The organism is Spiroplasma eriocheiris, assembly GCF_001029265.1.
Taxonomy (GTDB): Bacteria; Bacillota_I; Bacilli_A; order Mycoplasmatales; family Mycoplasmataceae; genus Spiroplasma; species Spiroplasma eriocheiris.
This window is the reverse complement of the sequence record NZ_CP011856.1, coordinates 533,816-551,447: the sequence shown is the minus strand read 5'-3', so window position 1 is coordinate 551,447 and position 17,632 is coordinate 533,816. Positions and strand designations below refer to the sequence as shown.

The 17,632-nt window shown below is 31.4% G+C and carries 16 protein-coding genes; all 16 read right to left on the bottom strand.

Translation table 4 applies throughout. From position 1 onward, the window contains the following. Window positions 1-81 precede the first annotated feature (81 nt). The 16 genes from pnuC to SERIO_RS02455 all read right to left on the bottom strand — a co-directional run bounded on the left by pnuC (window position 82) and on the right by SERIO_RS02455 (window position 17,594). Window positions 82-702 carry a nicotinamide riboside transporter PnuC gene (gene pnuC, locus SERIO_RS02530; RefSeq protein ID WP_053040815.1) on the bottom strand — a complete coding sequence of 207 codons (621 nt, stop codon included), beginning with the start codon at window positions 700-702 and terminating at the stop codon, window positions 82-84. A gap of 246 nt (window positions 703-948) precedes the next feature. Beyond that, window positions 949-1,449, bottom strand: coding sequence for a thiol peroxidase (locus SERIO_RS02525; protein WP_047791334.1), 501 nt, complete (start codon window positions 1,447-1,449; stop codon window positions 949-951). Window positions 1,450-1,530: 81 nt separating this feature from the next. Continuing rightward, entirely contained in the window at window positions 1,531-2,331 is an 801-nt protein-coding gene (locus SERIO_RS02520; protein ID WP_047791333.1) for a TlyA family RNA methyltransferase, read from the bottom strand. A 22-nt stretch (window positions 2,332-2,353) separates the two neighbouring features. Beyond that, window positions 2,354-3,379 (bottom strand): MSC_0882 family membrane protein, encoded by a 1,026-nt coding sequence (locus tag SERIO_RS06260; RefSeq protein WP_053040814.1) that lies wholly within the window; start codon window positions 3,377-3,379, stop codon window positions 2,354-2,356. A gap of 151 nt (window positions 3,380-3,530) precedes the next feature. Beyond that, window positions 3,531-4,016, bottom strand: a complete 486-nt coding sequence (locus SERIO_RS02510) for a hypothetical protein (RefSeq protein WP_047791332.1) — start codon at window positions 4,014-4,016, stop codon at window positions 3,531-3,533. A 44-nt stretch (window positions 4,017-4,060) separates the two neighbouring features. Next, window positions 4,061-5,284 (bottom strand): motility-associated protein Scm1, encoded by a 1,224-nt coding sequence (scm1, locus tag SERIO_RS02505; protein ID WP_047791331.1) that lies wholly within the window; start codon window positions 5,282-5,284, stop codon window positions 4,061-4,063. Between the two features lie 119 nt (window positions 5,285-5,403). Next, window positions 5,404-7,653, bottom strand: coding sequence for a RelA/SpoT family protein (locus SERIO_RS02500; protein WP_047791330.1), 2,250 nt, complete (start codon window positions 7,651-7,653; stop codon window positions 5,404-5,406). 52 nt (window positions 7,654-7,705) lie between these two features. Beyond that, entirely contained in the window at window positions 7,706-8,218 is a 513-nt protein-coding gene (locus SERIO_RS02495; RefSeq protein WP_047791329.1) for an adenine phosphoribosyltransferase, read from the bottom strand. An 18-nt stretch (window positions 8,219-8,236) separates the two neighbouring features. Next, entirely contained in the window at window positions 8,237-11,371 is a 3,135-nt protein-coding gene (locus SERIO_RS02490) for a protein translocase SecDF, variant type (RefSeq protein ID WP_236682175.1), read from the bottom strand. Window positions 11,372-11,417: 46 nt separating this feature from the next. Further along, window positions 11,418-11,714: a hypothetical protein gene (locus SERIO_RS02485; protein ID WP_148553417.1), complete on the bottom strand. Its 297-nt coding sequence runs from the start codon at window positions 11,712-11,714 to the stop codon at window positions 11,418-11,420. An 86-nt stretch (window positions 11,715-11,800) separates the two neighbouring features. Beyond that, window positions 11,801-12,760: a Holliday junction branch migration DNA helicase RuvB gene (ruvB, locus tag SERIO_RS02480; protein ID WP_047791326.1), complete on the bottom strand. Its 960-nt coding sequence runs from the start codon at window positions 12,758-12,760 to the stop codon at window positions 11,801-11,803. Beyond that, window positions 12,747-13,325: a Holliday junction branch migration protein RuvA gene (gene ruvA / locus SERIO_RS02475; protein WP_236682174.1), complete on the bottom strand. Its 579-nt coding sequence runs from the start codon at window positions 13,323-13,325 to the stop codon at window positions 12,747-12,749. The genes ruvB and ruvA overlap by 14 nt, the downstream gene beginning before the upstream one ends. 51 nt (window positions 13,326-13,376) lie before the next feature. After that, entirely contained in the window at window positions 13,377-14,135 is a 759-nt protein-coding gene (locus tag SERIO_RS02470; RefSeq protein ID WP_047791324.1) for a hypothetical protein, read from the bottom strand. Between the two features lie 70 nt (window positions 14,136-14,205). Next, the gene (locus SERIO_RS02465) at window positions 14,206-14,934 is read right to left on the bottom strand and encodes a YebC/PmpR family DNA-binding transcriptional regulator (protein ID WP_047791323.1); all 729 of its coding nucleotides are present in this window, start codon (window positions 14,932-14,934) and stop codon (window positions 14,206-14,208) included. A gap of 125 nt (window positions 14,935-15,059) precedes the next feature. Further along, window positions 15,060-16,853, bottom strand: a complete 1,794-nt coding sequence (locus SERIO_RS02460) for an APC family permease (RefSeq protein WP_047791322.1) — start codon at window positions 16,851-16,853, stop codon at window positions 15,060-15,062. A gap of 189 nt (window positions 16,854-17,042) precedes the next feature. After that, a complete protein-coding gene (locus tag SERIO_RS02455) occupies window positions 17,043-17,594 on the bottom strand; it encodes a DJ-1 family glyoxalase III (protein ID WP_047791321.1) in 552 nt (183 codons plus the stop codon). Between the last annotated feature and the right edge of the window lie 38 nt (window positions 17,595-17,632).

The window sequence follows — 17,632 nt, the reverse complement described above, 5'->3', positions numbered from 1 at the left end:
AAAAATAGCTGTTTCATAGTTTGGTGTCCTTATCTATATTATAAACCTCGCAAGGCGGTTTTTTAATTTTATTTATAAAATTTATAAAATAACTTTATACCACCGTAACAAACCTACAATAGCATTAATTAAATTAATTGTTCATAAAATAATCATATTAATATTAATAAAACCAGTAATTCCACTATACATAATAATTTGGGTAAGATTAACGAAAATTCAAAATATTCACTGTTCTCGTAAACCACCAATCATTAAGAGCATAGCTATAATACTTAAACCAGTATTTAAAGTATCTAATAAATGGGGTCCTATTTGATTATCATAGTCATACTGTCCAGTAATTAACTTTGACAGCCAGGGAATTTCAAAATAAAAAATAACAGAAATTATGATCCCGATAATAATCGCCCCCATGAAAACATAGTATCATCGTCATTCTCGTATTTTTACTTCGGATTCTCCATCTCCTATTCGTTTTTGTCAATGATACCAACCAATAATTTGAAAAGGTAAAAAGAAAAAGATGTTTAATTGTGCCGCCCCAATATAACCTCAGGCAAATGCAAATAACCCATAAATAATCACATTAATTGTTCCCCAGAAAAAATTTGATAAGCGTCCAAAGGCTATTAAAAAAATACAAATAATCCCCGTAAAACTAGCAATCCCACTTAGTGATAATAAGACAATTTTTCACACCGGTGTATGATTAGCAAGCGCGCCACTAATTACAAACCATGAGGAAGAATTATTGAAAAAATAATTAAAATCAATAAATGATAGTACTAATGTTACAAAAGCAATAATGATAATTGCAATTTTAAACTTCAGATTTAGTTCTTTTAAATCTGATTTAATACTTTTATAACCTAAAAAATTATTAATAGTAAAAGCCTCCTTTAATAAAAAATGATATTTTAGTAATTTAAAATATAATTTCAGTTTTTATAAATTGTCTAAGAATGTATAAACCTCTTGGTAATTTGGTTCTGAACTAACAGGGTTTACAATTTGTAGATAAATAACCTCATTATTTTCATTTAAAACAATAACACTACGAGCTAATAAGTTATTAAAATCAAAATATAAATTAGTTTTATTACCAAAATCTCGATAGTTAGTATCAGACAATAAAATATGATTTGGATTTAAAAAAGATTCACAACCTCTGGTTAAGGCAAACGGAAGATCGCGTGATATTGTAATTAATTGTACATCAGGATATTTACTAACTAGTTTATTATTGAATTCTCTGGTTTGTAACATACAAACGCTAGTATCAATGCTAGGAATTGCAGAAATAACTTTGTATTTTTTCTTAACATCAGCCAAATTAAAATCTTCAAATTTTGTGGTGTCTGCTTTAAAAATTAATTTATCCCCAACTTTTATATGGTTTTTAGGAAGTAATGTATAAACATCACCTTGCATAGTTTTCATAGCCATTTTTTTCACTTTCCTTTTCTATAATTGTATTATAACTTGTTTTTAATATTTTATCAGAATTTAAATTCTAATATTTTTATTTTATAAATTATTTCATGCAGTTGCAATAACCTCCTGTACTTTTTGATCAGTTATGTTATTAATTGGTGTTGAAGTTTGTTGTAATAAACAAATAAATTCAATGTTTGCTTTTTTATTTCCGGTGATTGGTGAATAATCAAGATTTAAAAAACTAAAATTATTTTGTAAACTTAATGCCATAATTTTTTTGATAACTTCATAATGAATTTCCTGACGGCTTATTTTTCCCTTATTAACATTTTCACGGGTAGTTTCAAACTGTGGTTTAATTAATAACACCGCATAATGATTTGGTAATAAAATATCTTTTAAAACCGGGATAATTTTATCTAATGAAATAAAAGAAACATCACAACAAGCAAATTCAATGTTATCTGCAAACAGTTCTTTGCTTGCATAGCGAAAATTAGTTTTTTCCAAACTAACAACCCGCTGATCACTGCGCAATTTTCAAACTAATTGGTTGGTTCCAACATCAACAGCATATACTTTTTTGGCATTATTTTGTAACAAACAATCAGTAAATCCCCCGGTAGAAGCACCAATATCCAAACAAACTAATCCCCGTGCGGGGATTTGAAATGTGAGTAGCGCTTTTTCTAATTTATAACCAGCGCGCGAAACATATTTTAATTCATTGCCACGAATCTTAATATCATCATTTTCATCAACTAATGTGCCAGCCTTTAGAATTGGTTCGTTATTAACTAACACATTATTGCTTAAAATTAGCGCCTTGGCTTTTTCTCGCGAAGGAGCTAATTTTTTATCAACTAGTAACTGATCAATTCTTATTTTCATTTTTTACCTTCATATCTCTTTTCTAACGTTGTCATGGTCACAAAAATGTTTTATTACTTTTTTTTAAGTGTAGTTTACGTAATAATATCACTAATGCAATAATAATTATAGTAATAATCAATAAAAAAATTAAAAAACAAATTCAATTAGTTTTTCGTTTTAAATAACGCATTTCTTCAAAAGGCATAATATCATAACCATAATAGCTAATAATTTGACCGCGTGTTCTTTTAGCTAATAGTAAAGATAAAACGTGGAGTCCAAGAGTGATTAATAAAACAATACTAGTAACAGTAATTTCAGTTTTTAAATTTTTAACATTGCCAAGTTTTCAAAAACCTAAAATAAATTCTTTCTTACCAATATCATAAGCATGCTGTAGAGCAATTAAAATCCCTAAGGAAATTAACCCTAATAAGTAAATTAATGTTGCTAATCAATTGATAACAATTTTACGCACAATACTTTTTTTATAAATACTAAAAACAAAATTAGGAATAGTTTCATGACCGGTTTGAAGTTGTTGATAATATCTTTTAACTTCCCCACGAATAGTTGATAGTTCAAAACAACCATAAAAGAAAATCCCAACCGCTAAAATTAACAAAGCAATTAGTAAATATGGATATGGTATTAATTGGACTTTAATATTGGCAAAAGATGCCTCCGCAAATTTAATCCCCTCAGGCATTAAATCAGATAATTTTTGCTGTGAATTAGGGAAATAACCTTTACTTTTTGCAACATAATAAATTGTAATAAAGAATGCTAAAATAATAATTCCTCCCAAACCAAATAAAAGATAACAACTAGCACGAAATTTTTCTCAAATTATTTTTTGTTTAATAAAACCCGGAATTTTATCTTTTATTTCATTATTATTCGTAAATCCTAATGGGGGTTGTGCTAAGTTCGGGTTATTAATTTGATTAAGGGGCTGCGAATAATTTTGCCCTATTGCTGGGGAATTATTTACTTGGGGTTGATGTGGTGGTAAATGTGGTTGATAATCATCATTAATAAATTCATTACCTTTATCTTTTTTCATTTTTTGTCTCCTCATTATTCTTTTTGCACTATAAGTTTTTAGCACCTACAAAAATATCAAAAGGTTATTATTAATAAATGATACATAACAAAATTTTAACATTTAAACTGTTTAAAGATAAAATAATATTTTTCTAAAAAATGAAAAAATCCTAAAGGTTCTGTTTAGGATTAGTAATCAAATAATTAATTTTTTGCACCCGTTTTTTAGTATCCCGATAAAATTCTAGCGCCCGGTCTTCTTTCAAAATATAATTGGTAATTTTTTTAAAAAAATAAGCCCCATACGTTTGTGATCATTTTAAGGAAACAAAATCATCTGTTAACTTAGCCTCAATCATTTTTGAATAGTTGCTAATAATATAATTACTTTCTAACAATAAATTAGCGATATTATGGTATTTAAATAAATAATAGTTGGTTTTTGGCAACTGGTATTTATGTACCAGATTAGCAAGGTTAGTTGGGATAACTAAATGGTGAGTGTTTAAATCAACAATAACTTCTTCTGGATATCATAAGGGGACATAATGAACCTGAGCTTTTAACTTTAGCATTTTCTGATACTCTGGTTCAATCATTCATCTACGTGCTCACTTATTATTTGCTCAATTATAATAAGAAAACTTATCAAACATTATCGAAGCCCTCCTGGTCAACAACTACCGCTACTATTTATTAACTATGAGCGGTATCCTCTAACTAACATTGCAAAAGAAATAATTAAAATATTAACAAAAAAGAAAATTGTAATAATTGGGACATAGGCTGGAAATTTGAAGAACGCTTTAAATTCTGTTCACATTAAGATTTGTCAAATTAATCCAATAACTAATCAAATTAGCATTTGCAAAAACATCAATAAATTATAAGAAAATTGTTGTAATTGCGATAAGCGGTACCACATAAAGTAGATTGGAATTAAACTAATTGCCATTAGTAAAATTGAAATAACTAATAAAATGTAATTTGTCGCGACATATTTTTTCGTAGATATAAAGGCGGGAAAGATCATAATAACAGCAAATCCAATTCCTAACACAATCATTCCAATGTTTGAGCGCATACGCGCACGCAGTTCTTTTTTAGTTGAAATGTTAATAAATCGTAGCCATGCTAAGAATTGATTATTTCCCCGGTATGATGAAGAAGATGGCATTAAAATGCTAATGGCCATTCGCAAGGCAAGACCAATAACTAATAGCATTAAACTAATTGGTGTTAAAAACACTAAGAAAATTGTTCCCGCTTTAATAGCACCATTTGTTAAGTTGAATATTCCATCAAGACCATCTTGGTTCATAATAATTCCAAAAACTGAAAAAACATTTGGTTGATAAGGTTGCCCATTCGTTCAATGGATCACCCCATCAACAATATTTGTTCCATATCAAATTTCTTTATAACCATTAACTGTGTGGGAATTATCTGTAATTGATATTAAAAATAATCCTAAAAATAAAGCAATATAACAAGAAACAGCGCCGATTCATAAACAAAGTTTTCCAACTTTTAAACGGATATTTCATTTTCAGTGGGGAGACTTAACATTTAATAATAATATTAAAACAAATAACCCCGTTCCTGCCGAAATAATTCCAAAGATTGGTAAGAAAATATATAAATCTAAAGCTCAAAACTTAAATAAACTAAATCCATCTAGCGCAAAAAAACCTTGAAATGAAGCGTACGACAATAAAAAGTTTAAAAGATTATAAGCACTATTAGCTTTAATATTTGGTAAAGGGTTGTTTGTCATCCCTTCAATACTTAAATTAGTAATGATATTGTTTTTAATTGCACCCACTTGATTATTTAAACTTGGTGTAACTGCAATTCCTATAATGGCAAAAATCACAAAAATTGCTCAAATTGCCCCAAATTTTAATCAAGATGTTAACGCCATTAAAAGTCCTCCTATTGTGTTCTATATAAAATAATTTTTGATAAGCAAAAGTTTTCCATTGCATTAATTATACCAAAAATACTTAATGAAATTAAGACTAACTTTAAAAGTTCTGTAATTTACATCATAATTCTTTCCACTGCTTTGATATCAGGTATCGATAATAAGGAAGACTTCACCTGGTTTAGTTTATCAACATTCGCAACTTTAATAATTAATTTAATGGTAGTTGTCATTAAAGATGACGCACTATGAGCGTTAATCATTTGAATTGCGGCGTTTAAATGGCTTAAAATTTTTGTCACATCTACTAATAATGCCGGGCGATCAATGGCTTCAATTTTGATTGCACAATCATATTGTTTATTTTTAGAAACACTTTCGTTTCAACTAACTTCCACTTGCCGTTCTTGTTTTTCGGCAGTCTGAATATTTTTGCAGGTGCGCAAGTGAACTTTAATTCCCTCTGCTTTTGAAACATAACCAACAATATCTTCATACGGGATTGGTAAACAACATTGGGAAATTACAACTTTAATACTGGTAATTCCTTGCAAAATAATATCATCTTTTAACTGGGCTTTTTTATATTGCTTATCTTGCAATTTTTTTAAAATTTTTTCATTTTGACTTGTTTCATTATCTAAATAAATTAAGTTAACGGCTTCTTCAATTGAATATTCATCATTAGCAACATCTAACAAGAAATCTTCAATGTTGTGATAATTAATATCTTCTAAGCGTTCTTGCTGTCCTTCTGAATCAAGGAGTTTTCATTTGAAATCTTTTTTTGCAATGTAGTCTTCAATGTTAGCTTTGACTTGCTTAATCTTTTCTAAATTAGCGGATTTAGCATCCCCAGTTGTTTCAGCAATTTCACGTTTTAAATATTTTTTAATTTTCTGGCGTGCTGATGAAGTTTTAGCAATTACTAACCATGAGTGGTTTGGTTTCTGGGATGGTGATGTTTTAATATCCACAACATCTCCCGATTTTAAGACTGTTGCTATTGGTGAAAAGAACCCATTGATTTTAGCGCCAATCGTTTTTTCCCCAATTTCCGAGTGAATCTTGTAGGCAAAATCTAACACTGTTGATCCAAACGGCAGAGTCACAACCTTTCCATTCGGAGTTAACACATAAACTAACGAAGAAAAAATATCATTCTGAATAATTTCTTCCATTAGTTGGTCCGAACGGTAGGCCTCTTGTTGAATTTCATCCCGCTCTTGAGCCGTAATATTTTCTAAATCTAAAATCCGTTTAAAGATATCTAGTCGTTCATCAATATCTTTTTGTTTTTTGGCAACATCATAATTTTCGCCTTCTTTATATCGCCAGTGGGCCGCCACTCCTTGTTCAGCAATTTCATCCATTTCTTCTGTCCGAATTTGCACCTCAAAAATTGTCCCATCACTAGCAACAATTGTGGTGTGTAATGATTGGTATAAATTATTTTTCGGTGGTGCAATATAATCCTTAAAACGGTTGTTAAGGGGAGTAAAGTGTTGGTGGATATAACCTAACACCTTATAACAATCATCAACAGAATGGGTAATAATTCGCACCGCTAAAATATCATGAATATCATCAAAGTCTTTTCCAAACTGGTTCATTTTCCGATAAATTGAATAAATTGATTTGCTCCGCCCAAAAATACGAACGTCCATCCCCTTTTCATTAATTAAAATATTTTTAATTTCGGTTATTTTCTGGGCCATGTTAGATTCGCGTTCTTTATTACTTCATTCTAACAAGTGGACAATTTTGGTATACTGAGCGGGATTCATAATTTTAAAGGATAAATCTTCAATTTGTGATTTAACTGCCTTCATCCCAATCCGGTGTGCAATTGCTGAATAAATTTCTAAACTTTCCTTGGCAATAATTTGTTGTTTTTCAGGAGATAAATAACTAATTGTTTTTAAATTATGTAAGCGGTCTGCTAATTTGATAATAATAACACGAATATCTTTGGCCATTGATAAGTATAATTTCCGTAAATACTGGGCCTTAATCTGGGTACGGTTTTCTTTAGCAAAATAACTAACTTTCGTAACGGCTTCTACTAAATCTGCAATTTCTTTCCCAAATAATTTTTCAACTTCTTCAAAAGTAGCAGGCGTGTCTTCTAAAACATCATGCAACAACCCAGCAATTAATGTTTTAGGTCCCATTCTTCACTGCGCTAAAAAAAAGGTGGTTCATAAGGGATGAATAATATAAGGCGCCCCACTTTTGCGGGTTTGACCTTCATGTTTCTCCGCCGCATAGTGGTATGCTTTTTCAATTTCTGCTAAGGTGTTCTGATCCTTAATGTATAATTTAATTTGATCTAACACTGTGGCAAATTTTATTTGTTCATCCATTATAAACACATCCTTTTCTATCTTTGCGTCTATAATTATATAATTTAATTAATTAATATTCAATAATAGCACGGTGGGGATAATCTTTTAATTGGTCACTACCATTTAAAAAAGTTAACTCAATTAAAAACATCATTCCAACCACTTGCGCTTGTTGGTCAGTTACTAACTCACAAATTGCTTTGGCCGTTCCCCCCGTCGCTAAGACATCATCAATGATTAATACTTTATCATTGGGTTGTAAATCCCCAGCATGAATTTCTAAAATATTAGTTCCGTATTCTAAAGCATATTTAGCTTTCACTGTCGCGCGGGGTAATTTATCGGGTTTACGAACAGGAATAAATCGTAAATTGGCTGCATAACTAACAGCCGGTCCAAATAAGAACCCGCGCGCTTCGGGCGCTAAAATAACAGTTGCGCCTACTTCATGAGCATATGCAACCATCTCATCAATTACTGATTTAAAAGCAGCTGCATTATTTAATAATGGCGTAATATCTTTGAAAATAATTCCTTGCTGTGGAAAATCAGGGATATCAATAATATATTTTTTTAAATCCATTGTTCTGCTCTCCTTTTGCTAGTCATTAACACCAGCAACAATCTGTTCATCAATTTCAACTCGCTGTGAATCCAAATAATTTTTAACCCGAATTTTATTTAATGCCCGGTATTTTTCTAACGCTACTCAAATAGGAATCGCCAAGAATAACACACTAAACATTCCAATTGCTAAACCAATGAAGACAGTAATGTTAAAGCCAAAGACACTTCCTGAAAAGGCTGCTAAGATAATTAAAATAATTGCAAAGATGGCCCCTAGGGTTAAACAATGGCGTAGCATTTGTTTAATTGTTAAATTAGCAATTTTTTGTAAAAAGTTATGCGTATAATTATACTTACGAAATTCTTTGTTAATTAATTTAATTTCTTTTTTATTTTTAGCTGCTAAATCTTTTGCAATTTTTCATTGGGTTTTTAAATGTTCAGCAAATTCTTTCTTCACTTCTTTTTGTTTTAAATTTGGGTTGGCAATCATTAATTTTTTAATTTCTTCTTGCATATAAACTTTTTTTGCACGGCGTAAACGACGAACTTGAGCACGGTGTTCACTCATATATGTAAAGAAAGTTTCATATTCTTTAATATTAACCAGTTTTTTATTTTGTTTTGCCCGAGCCATTACAATCGCTCCCATTGCTCACGCAAAACCAAAGATTGCAATAAAGGCAATACTCATTTCAAAGGTTAAAAGAATATGAGCAATGACCACAATTGAAACACTAACTGCTAAGGTAAAGACAGCCGCACATAAAATTCCAATAAATTGTGCTCAGTCTAATCGGAATAATGTATAAACAAAGATGCAGGCAATTCCAATTGCTAAACTAATTCCCGCTGTTTTTAAGATGTAGGTTTCCATTACCGGTGATGTTTTTTCTAAGTTAAAGACTGGATCCTCGGGGGTTAGGCCATAATATCCTGCAATTGATGATAACAATTCACGGGCAAAATTACTTCCAGAAATATTAGTACTAATAACTAATAATTGTTGACCCATTGACATATCATCGGCTTTAATAACATATAAATTAAAACTAAAATTATAACCACGCGTTGCTTGTAAATGTTTTAATTCTTGGGTCATCTCTTGAATTTCCGCGGTGGCATCATCGCGATGACGTCAAATATCACTAGCCACGGTAATATTAGTTCCTGGTTTAATCGTACTATCAATATTTGCTTTGCCAGCAAAACCAATAATTAAAGCAATGATAATTAAGATGATTCCCACAATTGGTGAATATTTAGTAATATTATATAATGAAAATTTTGGTTTGAACCGTAACTTGTGCGGTTTTTTTGATTGGTCTGGTACATTTGGGGCTGCTTCGTTAGCATCCGTTGTTGGTAAGGCAAAAAAGCGATCACTTAGTAACTGGGCTTCCCCATTTACAACTTGGTGGGGATGTTTTTTTTGTTGGAAATAAGTCAACAATGAAAAGCGGGGAATATCTAACCATGTTACTTTTTCTTGTCAACGAAGTTTAATAATAATCCAGTACATAATACGAGCCACAGCAAAGACCATTACTAACGATATTATTAAAGCAACTAGCAAGATTGTGGCAAATGATTTAATATTGTTAGTCCCTGCTCAGAATAATGATAATCCTAATACTAATAAGACAACTAAGGCATCCACAAAAACAGCAACCGTTTGTTTATTGGCAATTTTCATCGCTGGTTCATAAGGTAAACCATTTTGATAACGCTCACGCTTATAACGCGAAAATAACAAAAGATTTCCTTCTAAGGCGATGCCAAAGGCGATAATAACAGCGGCGATACTTTCCGGAGAAATTTGGACTCCTAATAAAGATGAGAAGTATAAAGTTAAAATAATAGTAAAGGCTAAGGTTAGAATTGCGACAAACCCAAACAAGCGATAGTAAATTAATAAATAAACACAAATCGCCGCGGCAATAATTCCTAATACAATCATTGAAACATTTAAAATGTTACGTGAAACAACTGGCGGAATTGTAGTATGACCACGAACAACAAATTTTAACCCACTTAAGCCCCCATTCACCAAGTTACTAATTGTTCGTGCTTCAGTATCAGTCGAAGTCGCAATTTGGTTGGAATTTAAGCCTGGTGTTGTTCCTTTATTAATAGCATTATAGTTAATAATGTATTTTTTATATTTATCTTTTAATTGTGGGGTATAGTTAATAATTCCAGTTAAATATTTTCGTAACGGGTCAATGTATTGATTTTTAATTGCTTTTTTATCATTGGGATCAATTACTAGTTTGTCTAAGGAAACAGTGGTAAAACGGAAACTATCTTCTTGCATTACTTTAACTAATTCAGGATGACTCATTCCACTAGTTGCTAAATCTAGTAAGTTTCGATAGACAATAATTCCCCCTTGTCCAGCATCTTTATAACTAACATCAAAAATACTACGAACATTGATATTATCAGTTCCACTTAGGTTGGGTAAAATATTAACATTAAAATTAGTGGCTATCGCTTGAATATTATCCGTATCATGGCGTAATTCATCAATAAATTGGCCAATATCCGTTCAAATATATAATGGTTCGGGTGAACCTTGACTTGGAGTTAAACTTTTAATAATAGCATCTCATTTAGCCTGGTCTTTAATATTTAAATTAATAATTGGGTGGCGAGTTTTATCAATCCCAGCTTCCGCTCCCGAGATAACATCGCTTAACGGTGTACGTTCTTTATCACTAACCAGTAAGTCAGTGCCATCCCCTTTCATTAAATAAATGGCTCCTAACCGTTGAATATCGGTTTTTAAATCAGCATAAGACTTAAATAAATCCTTCCCGGCAATTAATTCTAACCCATTATGCCCTAATGTTTGCAAATATAAGTTAGAATTATTTAACGGGTCAAGTTTGTTACGTAATAAGTCTAGGCCTTTTTTATTATCTCCGTTGGGGGTTCCATCGGGGTTTTCAACAGTAGTATCAAAAACATTAATTTGAACTTGATAACCTCCCGAATAAGCAATTCCTAATTTATAAGAATAAGAAAAAATTTCACCTGAAAAAACGGCGCCTACGATCATCGCACACGTTAAAATTAATAAGACAAAAATTCTAACAATTAATTTTGTTAAAACCTTTCTATTAACTGGTTTTTTTATTGTCTTTACTTGTTGTTTTTCTTTCACAATAACACCACTCTATATTCTTATCATTATCCATATGTTTCTTGTTTTAACCTTTTTTACTAGTAAACATATCTTTAAAATCATCTAACTTCACATCTTGATTAATGATCTTTTCATTATTCATAAATTCAATAATGCGGTTCATTTTAATATTAAAGATATAATAAGCACTGTCGCTAACATCAATCACTTTTTTATAAGCTAAAATAACTTTTAAAAAGTAATTAGCAACATCAGCTTCGCTAATATTAGGATTAGCTAACTTAAAATCAATGGTTTTTAATCTGATAATTTTAATGATATAATCGGCTGTTTGCCGACGGAATTTTTCTGTATTTTCCATTAAGCATCCACCTTATTTCAAATCAATTACTATTATATATTAGTTCTTTTGAAAAATTAAGTAAAATCTGAAAAATATTTAAAAAATTATCAGGTTTTTTTGCGTAATTGGGCAATAATTGCTAAACCACTGCTAGTTAAAACACGGCCCCGGGGCGTTTTCAACAAAAAGCCCTGTTGTAATAAATAAGGTTCAATTACATTGGTAATTGTTAATAATGGTTCATTAATAACTTGACTTAGGGAAACCAAGCCGACCGGCTGGGTGCCAAAAAGCTCGTTAATTGTTAATAAATAATTAATTTCTAAGCGGTTTAACCCGGCGGGCGCATAATTTAAATTAGTTAAAATGTCTTGCACTTCTGGTAAAGTAAGGTTGGTTTTATTGACAACTAAACTATAGTCATAGACATGTTTTAACAAGTTTACCGCCTGTCGAGGGTTATTGCGTGTAAAAGTAGCAAGATAAGCAATCACATCAGCTGCTAAAATAAGGTGGTACTTTTCCATCGTTGTGGCAAGAATTTGACAAATTTCTGCTGGTTGGTAAGGACTAAGATAAAAATGGTGGAGAAAGCGGTTTAATAACGGACCCGGCAATTGATGTACTAGGGTGGTCGCCCCAATGAGGGTAAACTTTGGCAAGTCGAGATTAATAACACGAGTATTATAATCTTTCCCAATCACTAAGTTTAGTTTATTATCTTCTAATACCGGGTATAAAATTTCCCCAACTTCTTTGGCGATTGAATGAATTTCATCAATAAAAACAATTTCATAGTCGTGCAACTGGGTTAAACAACTAATTAAATCACTTGGTTTTTGTAAATTTGGACCGTGCAGAATATGCAATTCACTATTAGTCATCTTAGCAATTAAATAGGCCAAACTTGTTTTTCCTAACCCGCTAGCTCCCGCAATAATGATGTGGTCAAGGGGTTCTTGTTTTAACTTGCTCGCCGCAATGGCAAGGGTTAGATTCTTTTTAATTTGTTCTTGACCGATATATTGGGCAAAAGTTTGCGGGCGAAAATTATAAGTAGACATAGGAACTCGCTTTTTGCAGAACTTGCTTTAAATATTGGTCAAGATTATCACAATGATGGTTACTTTCATTAATTGCTTTATAAATAATTGGGAGTGAATAACCAAGTGTTTTTAAACAATCAATCACACTATTTTGTAGATTGTTATATTCCTTGCGAAAATAAATTTTTTGCAAGTGCATAATTAAAATCCGAGCGGTATGAGACTTGATTCCTTTTAACTTACTCAAAGTTTCAATGTTATTTTCCTTAACATAACTTAATAACTGGTCCACTCCTACCTGGGTCAACACATTATAAGCTGTTTTTAAACCAATTGTTGGTATTGTTAATAAATCTAAAAACAGTTTTTTAGTTTCTAAATTATAAAAACCAAATCACTGGTAAGCAGCAAATTCGTTATTAATCAAACAAGTGTAGACTTGTAAAAGGTCCTGTTCATGCAGGCTAATTTCTTTGGGAGTAATTAACGTAATTTCATACCCATAATTATTAATTTCTAATAAAATTTGGTGGTCTTTAATTTGGCGAACAATGCCTTTTAAATAACTATACATTTTGATCATCCCTTCTCCTTTGTTATTTCACGCTTTGAGAACGGATTTCCTTGCGAAAAGTTAAAAAGTTACTAAAATTTTTAATAAGTTAACCATCTTGACTAAATCATCATGGTTTTTCTGTAAAATTTCGGAAAGGTGGGTTTTTTGAAAAATATGAAGATTATGGTTTAAGTGCTTATGATCATAGGTATATAAAGCATCTAAGGTGCGTCATAATTTATCCCAATAGTCTTTGTCATGGTTATCATTTTTTAATAAAATTTGGTACAACTCATCATTTTGTAAAACATAATCTGGTTGTTTTACGGTGATAACTTCACCAGTTGGATGGGTAAACCGTAAAATATTTTGGTTATGGTACAAATCATAAATATCAATAATTTTGATATTTTGCAAATTAAAGCGAAACATCTGTTTTTTGGCCATATAATTTAAAATTGTCATTTCTAAATCTTTTCCCAATACTAAAAAAGTTTTAATTTTTTTACGTAACACAAGGCGGTTTAAAAAATGGACAAACGATTTTAAACTATGCTGCTTTTTATTATTAATTGTTCAGTTTAAATGATATTGGTAGTTAATTAACTCATCGAGAGGCTTGGTTTGTAAATCATCCAAACTGTTAAGAACACTTGTTCCAATTAAAAATGGTTTTGAATGACTGTCTTGCAAATGGTCATATAACTGGTAATCCTTGCGAAAGTGGTAGGCTTCAAAATCAAAAGCGAGCATTGGAAACGCAAGGTTCTCAATAATTTCTTGTAACACCTGCGGATCATATGTAATTGTAATTCCGTTTACGACATGCTGTGCCATTTAACTGCTCTTTTCTATATTATTATTTAATTATGATAAAAAAGGATAATTACCTATCCTTTGCATTGTGTTAATCCCATTGGGCATTATGATAGACTTGTTGAACATCATCATCTTCTTCTAATAAATTAATTAATCCTTCAACTTTTTCTTTGGTACTACTATCCACTTCAACAAATTGAGTCGGATTCATGGTAATTTCCACCACATCAAAGTCATTAATCTTTTTTACTTCGGCTAGGAACTTTTTCACATGCATTAATTTATCCGGGGCGGTTGTAATAATAAAATTATTATTTTCCACTTGTAAATCTTCGGCTTCCGTTTCTAATAATCATTCTAGCACTTCATCTTCACGAAGTTGGTCATTGCTAAAGGCAATAATCCCTTTGCGTTCAAATAAATAAGCCACCGAATTTGTTTGTCCGAGACTCCCACCTTTTTTAGTAAAATAACTACGAACATTCGCCGCTGTTCGGTTGCGATTATCCGTTAAACAATCAACAATCACTGCCACTCCGTTTGGACCATAACCTTCATAACGAACTTCTTCATAATTATCGGTCGCTGTTTCTCCGGCCGCTTTTTTGATTACCTTTTCATAATTATCCTTAGGCATATTATTTGCACGAGCTTTTTCTAATACTAACCGTAACGAAGGGTTAGATTCAATATTTGGTCCTCCTTTTTTAACTGCCACACTAATTTCCTTGGCAATTTTAATAAAAATTTTAGCGCGTTTAGCATCTTGGGCATCTTTTCGGTGCTTAATATTAGCAAATTGTGAATGTCCTGCCATGTTGTCCCTCCTTAATATTTTAACATTTGACATCTATACTATATTATATTTTAAAGGGTTTTTAATAATTTGAAAAGCAAAAAATAAAAAAATAGCAAAGATTAAGAATTTAATCTTTGCTAATGTTATTCTTCATAATCTTTTTCATTTTCCTGTTCTTCTAATTGCTGGTGCTGGTCAAGATCACAACGTAATTTATGTCTTAATTGCAAAAGAACGCGCCGGTGACTCTGACAATCCCTGTTGATATTTTCATGACGGTTTAAATAATCACTCAGGATTTTACAAATTTTAGTTTGTACGAAGTTTCAATCATCAATTAACATAAATTCTTGATTTAACCAAGTTTGATACGCCGGATTAGTTTGCAAACGATGATGATATTGGCGATGATAATAAGTAAAATACCAAATTATAATAAATAAGCTAACACCACTAATAAAAAATAATTCAACCACAACGCCAATTAGTTTACTATTAAATTGAGCCCCCTGGAGAATTACTAAATCATGAATTAATGAATAATAATGTCAAAATAATGTAACACCCAAAATAACACTAATAACAGGAAAAATAATTCATTCTCACATTCGCATTTTTAGTTTTTGTTGGAGACCTAATTTTAAGACCACAAAAATAACCATCAAATAAATAAAAATTGTAATTGCTGATGAAGAAGCAGTTAAACTTGAAACATTTAATGGCTGGGGATAACGAAGATTATCTTGGAGAGTGCACATAAAACCATCCTGACAAGTTAAGGTAATTCCTTTAATCAGATCCGGAATAATTAACCAAATAAAAATAATTCCTAACGTTAGCACAATATTTAACCGAATTGCCCGTGTTGGTAAGCCATCACGATTTAATTTTTTTAAAGAAGTCGGTAAAAAACCTTCGCGGGCTAAAGGTTGCAAACTCGTTCCCCCATACAAATTATCCTGAACAACAAGGTTTATTTTCAAGGCGATGGTACTAATAATCATCATCACAGCACCCCCAATCAGAATAATGGGATTGTGAAAACCATTTCAAGTTCCCATGTTCATATTTTGATAAAATGAGCGAAAAGCTGCAAAAAAAATCAGCGCAATGACAACATGGGTTAGAATATTGAGCAATAACACAATAATAATCCCTCAGCTAATATTTCGTTTTGCATAAGCAATATTCCGCCCGGTCGTAGCAAAAATTTCAAACCCGGTAAAGAAATAAAAACAAGAATTAAAAGCTTTGATATAACCATTTAGCGTTCCGTGACTATTAGTAGTTCAATAATGTAAGTTAGCATTTCCATGCTGACACGCTAATACTAACCCTGCTAAAATTAATAACCCCGCTGTCACATAGCGAATAATGCCCATACTATTGGTAATTTTTTTATATAATTTTAAACCTCCAAAAATAACAAAGGAAAAAATTAGATAAATAATAATCCCAATTAAGTCTAGTCATAAATCCCCAAATGATCCCCAGTTAGCAGCATACCAAGGAACTACAATATTGGTAATGTGTCCTGCACTATCTCGGGAAATGGTGGAAACCCATTCCGCCCCAAAACTAGTACGAATTAAATTTAAGATTTGAAAAGTAATCAAAAATGGTAAGGAAACATACTGCATAAAAGCAACAAAGATCCCTCAGAACCGCCCACAGCTAGTTCGCACATAAATATAGGCTCCCCCATTATTATGGGAATGATGAACACGAGCCAATTTCGCACATGCATAAGCACACATTCCCACCACAAAACCGAGTAGTGGAATTAATCATAGCACATGAATCCCAATTGCATCCCGGCGATCAAGGTTTGATAAGACCGCAAAATTACCTAAAAAGCCAATACTAATAACATAATTACATCCCATTCAAATAAAATAGCCTAAACTAAATTTTTTTGTTGTTTTTGGTTTTTGCATAATAAAACTTTAATGCCCTCCTCTTCTGTAATATTTTGACAAGTTTCTCATATTATTAATTCATTATGTAACTAATGCATCTTGTTTTTATTTATAAAAATTATAAATAAAAACAAGAAAAAGTCAACCAAAATAAAAACAAGTTTAAAAAACTTGTTTTAAAAAATCCTGATAATAACCAGGTAATTCTTAATCGCGAATTACTAATTCATTTTGTAAAGCCAAAACTTTTTCCGCTCCTAATATTTTGTCGGCAATTGCTAAGGCAAAATTCATTGTTGATCCGACTGAAGCACCGGTAATAATATGCCCATCGGTAATGGCGGTCATTTCATCATTGTAAATTGCTTTTTCCATTCCACTTGTGCACCCTGGATAACTTGTTGCTTCGCGGTTATCTAAAATTCCTAGATGTCCTAAAATTTGGGGCGCGGCACAAACAGCAGCAATGGTTTTTTCTTCCTGGTTAGCGCGAATTAACCAGTCCTTAACCATTTCACTTTTCATTAAATTTTCAACCCCAACACGACCCCCGGGAAGAATATAACCAATATATTGTTCATATTTAACATCCGCTAACAATTTATCAGCTTTAATAATAACATCATGAGCTGATTTTACTTCTAAATCATTAGTAATACTAATTAACTCCACCTGTAACCCTCCACGTCGTAAAACATCAGTTGTAATAATTGCTTCGCCTTCTTCAAAACCAGGCGCTAAAAATAATGCAAATTTCATCCAGAAACACCTCTTTCTATTTGTTAATTATATTATAT